4 protein-coding genes are annotated in these 3,858 nt (G+C 60.6%); all 4 read right to left on the bottom strand.

Features of this window, described 5'->3' with window-relative positions; genetic code table 11:
- On the bottom strand, nt 1-195 hold a 195-nt coding region (locus tag WAW39_RS05975; protein ID WP_422316779.1), incomplete at its 3' end, for a hypothetical protein.
- 17 nt (nt 196-212) lie between these two features.
- Entirely contained in the window at nt 213-1,037 is an 825-nt protein-coding gene (locus WAW39_RS05970) for a peptidylprolyl isomerase (RefSeq protein ID WP_422316777.1), read from the bottom strand.
- Nucleotides 1,034-1,750: a phage major capsid protein gene (locus WAW39_RS05965; RefSeq protein WP_422316775.1), complete on the bottom strand. Its 717-nt coding sequence runs from the start codon at nt 1,748-1,750 to the stop codon at nt 1,034-1,036. The genes WAW39_RS05970 and WAW39_RS05965 overlap by 4 nt, the downstream gene beginning before the upstream one ends.
- 2 nt (nt 1,751-1,752) lie before the next feature.
- A complete protein-coding gene (locus WAW39_RS05960; protein WP_422316773.1) occupies nt 1,753-3,639 on the bottom strand; it encodes a putative porin in 1,887 nt (628 codons plus the stop codon).
- Nucleotides 3,640-3,858: the final 219 nt, after the last annotated feature.

The following is a 3,858-nucleotide window of genomic DNA, read 5'->3' as shown; positions in this document are numbered from 1 at the left end:
GTTCACCGCCTCGGCAGTGGCCACGGGATCCACGCCCGGCGTGGTGACTGCGGGCGAGGCCCCTGCCCCGCCTGCACGCAGAATATCCGCCTGCACCGGCTGCAAGGCCACGAGCAGTGCAAGAATGAAAATAGCAGCCGTGTGAGACACGGCATGACGCTTCCTGAGACGTCGGAAAGTGGCAAAAGGTGTCATGACAAAAAATGGAAAGTTCAGTTCGTTTGAGCGGGCAGCACGCGCTGGAGCGCCGCCTGATCGAGCACGATGGGGGTTTCTTTGAGCAGCCGGGCCAGATAGGCCTGGGTGTTTTCGCGGAGGCGCTCGTTGCGTAACGTCACGCGTAACTGGGCGCGAACCTGATCCAGTGTGGGGGTATAGGATTCGCGGGTTTCCAGCACCTTCAGCAGGTGCCAGCCGTCATCGAGCCGGATAGGCTGAGACGTGGTGTTCGACTTCAGCACGGGCATCTTCGTTCGAATTTCCGGCCGGATTTGGTTTTCCGTGAGCCAGCCGATTTCGACGAGATTTTTTCCGTCACGCAATGCGGCCTGGATTTTTTCCTTCGCCTGCTGCTGTGCCTGCGCATCCGCATTCGGAGCCACAGGCACAAACACCTGAGCCATGTGGTAGGTGCGCGGCACCAGCAGCGAGGGCTTGCGCAGTTCGTAGGCGGCTTTGAGTTCGTCCTCGTCAGGAAAGTGGGCGGGCGGCTGCGCCACGGACTCCAAGTAGCTTTGGGTCAGCGCGGTATCGCGCGCACGCTTCAGCCGAGCCACGACCTGCGGCTCTTCATCCCACTTCTTCTCCAGCGCCTGATTTAAAACGAGGTGCTGGGCGATGAATGAACGCACCACCTGCTCCAGCAGCACTTTGTCTTCGCGCACGGCGGCAAGCTGCCGCGCATCCAGCGTCTCCAGAGAGGCGCGCACATCCTCGACTGTGATCTCCACACCGCCTGAACTCACCAGCCGTTTTGCTTCATCGGCCGGTGCAGCCGTGAATGCCAGCAGGAGCAGGAGATGGAGGGCGCGGGTCATGGCTTCGTGGCGGGTGGCGAAGCGGAAGCCGTGGAGGCGGGTGGCGCGCCGGATTTGACGGCATCGTCATGAAAGGGGCTGTGCTTGCTGTTTTGCAGCTTGTCCGCGTAGTCCTGCACGAGGGTTTGCAGCTTCACCTTGGTGGTGCCGGTGAAGGGCTCGCGTGCCAGCAGGGCTTTGCCGAGGCCGAAGTTTTTGTAGCGTTCGAGGATCTCGCTGCCGATTTTGTACAGCTCCAGATTTTTGCGCTCGCGGTCAGCCACTTTGTTTTGCAGATCGGTCACGCTGGCCACGGCCTTGGCGCGCTCGGCTTCTTTGGCACGGGCGATGGTGGCGGCTTTGTTGAAGCCTTCCTTCCATTTCTCCAGGGCCATTTTGTACTGGGCGTTTTCGTTTTCACGCACTTCCAGTTTGGCGGTGAGTCCATCGATGGATTTGCGAGCGGCATCCTGGTCTGCTGCCGCCTGCTTCGTGGCGGCAGCGAGCTTTTTCTTCAGGGCTTCGATCTCATCGGCCTGCTGCTTGATGGTGATGTCGTTCTGCGCCTGCACCGCCTGCAGATTGGCGCGGTCCGTCTCCACGGCGCGCAGACGCACAGCGATGCTTTTCAAGGACTGGCTCAGGCGCTGCTCCGTGGGAGTGAGGTCTTCCGCATGCAGCAGTCCTGCGGCCCCAAGCAACATGACAGGAAGAATGAAGAGGGTGTGTTTCATGATCAAAACTTGGCGTTGATGTCGAACATAAGGATGTCGGCCTTGAACTGCGGACCGGCGATCTGATTGGCGCTCATCCAGCGCAGCGCGGCATTGACGCGCGGAGAGAGGGCGATGGCTCCGCCGATGGTGTAGCCTTCGAGATTGGTGCCGCCGCCGCCGAAGTTCTGATCGTTGAAACCGTCCACCAAGGAGTCGGATTCGCGATGCGTGTAGCCGAGGTAGGTCATCCAGTCACCGCGCTTGTGCATTTCTGGCGTGCCAAAGCGCAGGTGGATGTCCCATGCCTTGTTGCCACCGGCGAATCCGCCGGAACTGCGGTTGTTGACCGCAATGGCATTCATGGCCGACCGGTTGAAGGCAAGGTTTTGCAGATACTCGGCCATCAAAGAGACCTGGAAGGGCTCGAAGCCGTTGTAGTCGAGGCGGGCGGTGACGGAGGCCACACGGAACGGTGTTGCGAGGCCGTAGTACTGAAACTGATTCGTGGTGCCGAAGCCGTTGGTGGCATTGGCGACGATGTTGCGAATGGGGCGGTAGGTGTTTCCCTTCTGCGCAAAGGTGGGGCGGGAGCTGTCGGTGTTGCCCTGGTCTTCCGCATTCTGGGGTGCGTAAGGACTGGAGAGCACGCCTTCGATGTTTTGGAAGTGGTAGTAGGCGGCTGCGACTTTGGCATGCCAGTCCTTGCTGATCTTCCAGTCCACACCCACCTGGCCTGCGTGCAGCCATTTGTCCCGGCTCTGAAACTTGGAAGGCTGGTTGGAGGCGAAGTTGAGATCGGTGTTGAAGATGGGAAAAGTTCCCAGCGTGAGGAAGGGCTCAAGGCCGTCATGCACGTTGTAACGGCTCTTCAGCACTACGCCGTCGAAGCCGATGTCTTCAGACCAGATGGCGGCGGTGGAGAAGAAGGGATTGTCAAAGCGACCGATGGTGAACGAGAATGCATCCACGGGCTCCCACTTCAGGAAAGCGCGATCCAGCCAGATGGCATACTTGGAAAACTGGCCGCCCTGCTGGCTGAAATTCCCCCCGGGCGCGGCGTTGGTGCTGCCAAGAGATTGATTGCCTGAGACCGGGGAATTGCTGTCGCCAGTGCCGACACGCACGCCGAGGCTGAAGTGATCCCCGAGATCAATTTCGGTGCCCAGACGAAGACGCAGACGCACGCGCTCGCGATCCTGGTCGGCATTGATCTGCGGAGCAAACTGCGTGCTGCTGGTGTCATAAGGCGCGCCGGTGTTGATGACATTGAAGTTCGGGAAGGCCCCGCTCACATCATTGCCGGAAGGAAAGCTGTCATACTCATACCGCATGCGGAAGTCGACAAAGGGATGCCAGGCACTGACCCACTCCGGGAGAAGGGTGGGTGAAAGGATGCCGCCCTTTTTGGCTTCGAGCACGAGTTCATCTTTGATCTGCTCGCGCAGCTCGTTCTTCACAAACTCCGGCACGTAGGTGACGCGGATCTTTTCACTGTCTGCGATGACAGCTCCGGCTGCACCGCCTGCGACAGCGGCAGCGGAAGCAGGGATGCCCGTGGCGCGCGCAAACTCCTGCTCGGCTGCTTTGCGCTCTCTGCGCTTCGCCTTGGCGGCGGCCACGTCTGCCTCTGCCACGCGGAAGAGATCCTGTGCATCTTCCTTGGTCATCATGCCGCGCTCCACCATGCGCTTGACCAGATTCACCGCGAGGCTTTCGGCCATGCTGGGTTCGTCTTCCTCTTCTTCCACCGGGGGTGGTGCAGCAGGCGCCTCAGTGGGGACGGGCAGTCCACGGGGATCAAACAGTTCATTCGGCGGCAGGTCCTTGTCATTGGGTACTGGCGGAGCAGCGGCGATTTCCTTGGGCAGCGGAAGTGAGGCTTCGACGAGCGCGGGGTCTGTCTGCACGGGGGCTGGTTTTGCGGGCGCGGCATTGGGGGCCGCCGTTTGTGACCACGCTGAGGCAGCGAATGCGAACAAACCGGGAAGGACCAGATGATGGATGCGAGTGGGCAGCATTGGGAAAAGTTTTGCGCGTGAGTTCATGCCTCAGTTCGGTTTGCGGGCGGAGAGTCGGAGGCTGATGGGCATGGGCATGCCGTCGGGTGGCGGCTCGCTGAGCACGAG

The sequence above is a fragment of the Prosthecobacter sp. genome, from assembly GCF_049294395.1.
Taxonomy (GTDB): domain Bacteria; phylum Verrucomicrobiota; class Verrucomicrobiia; order Verrucomicrobiales; family Verrucomicrobiaceae; genus Prosthecobacter.
Note: the sequence above shows the minus strand (reverse complement) of the source record. Positions and strands in the feature narration are given on the sequence as shown.

What these genes read in the sequence shown, in the direction of transcription:
- WAW39_RS05970 (WP_422316777.1), bottom strand. Translation starts at nt 1,037, where the DNA reads ATGACCCGCGCCCTCCATCTCCTGCTCCTGCTGGCATTCACGGCTGCA.
- WAW39_RS05965 (WP_422316775.1), bottom strand. Translation starts at nt 1,750, where the DNA reads ATGAAACACACCCTCTTCATTCTTCCTGTCATGTTGCTTGGGGCCGCA.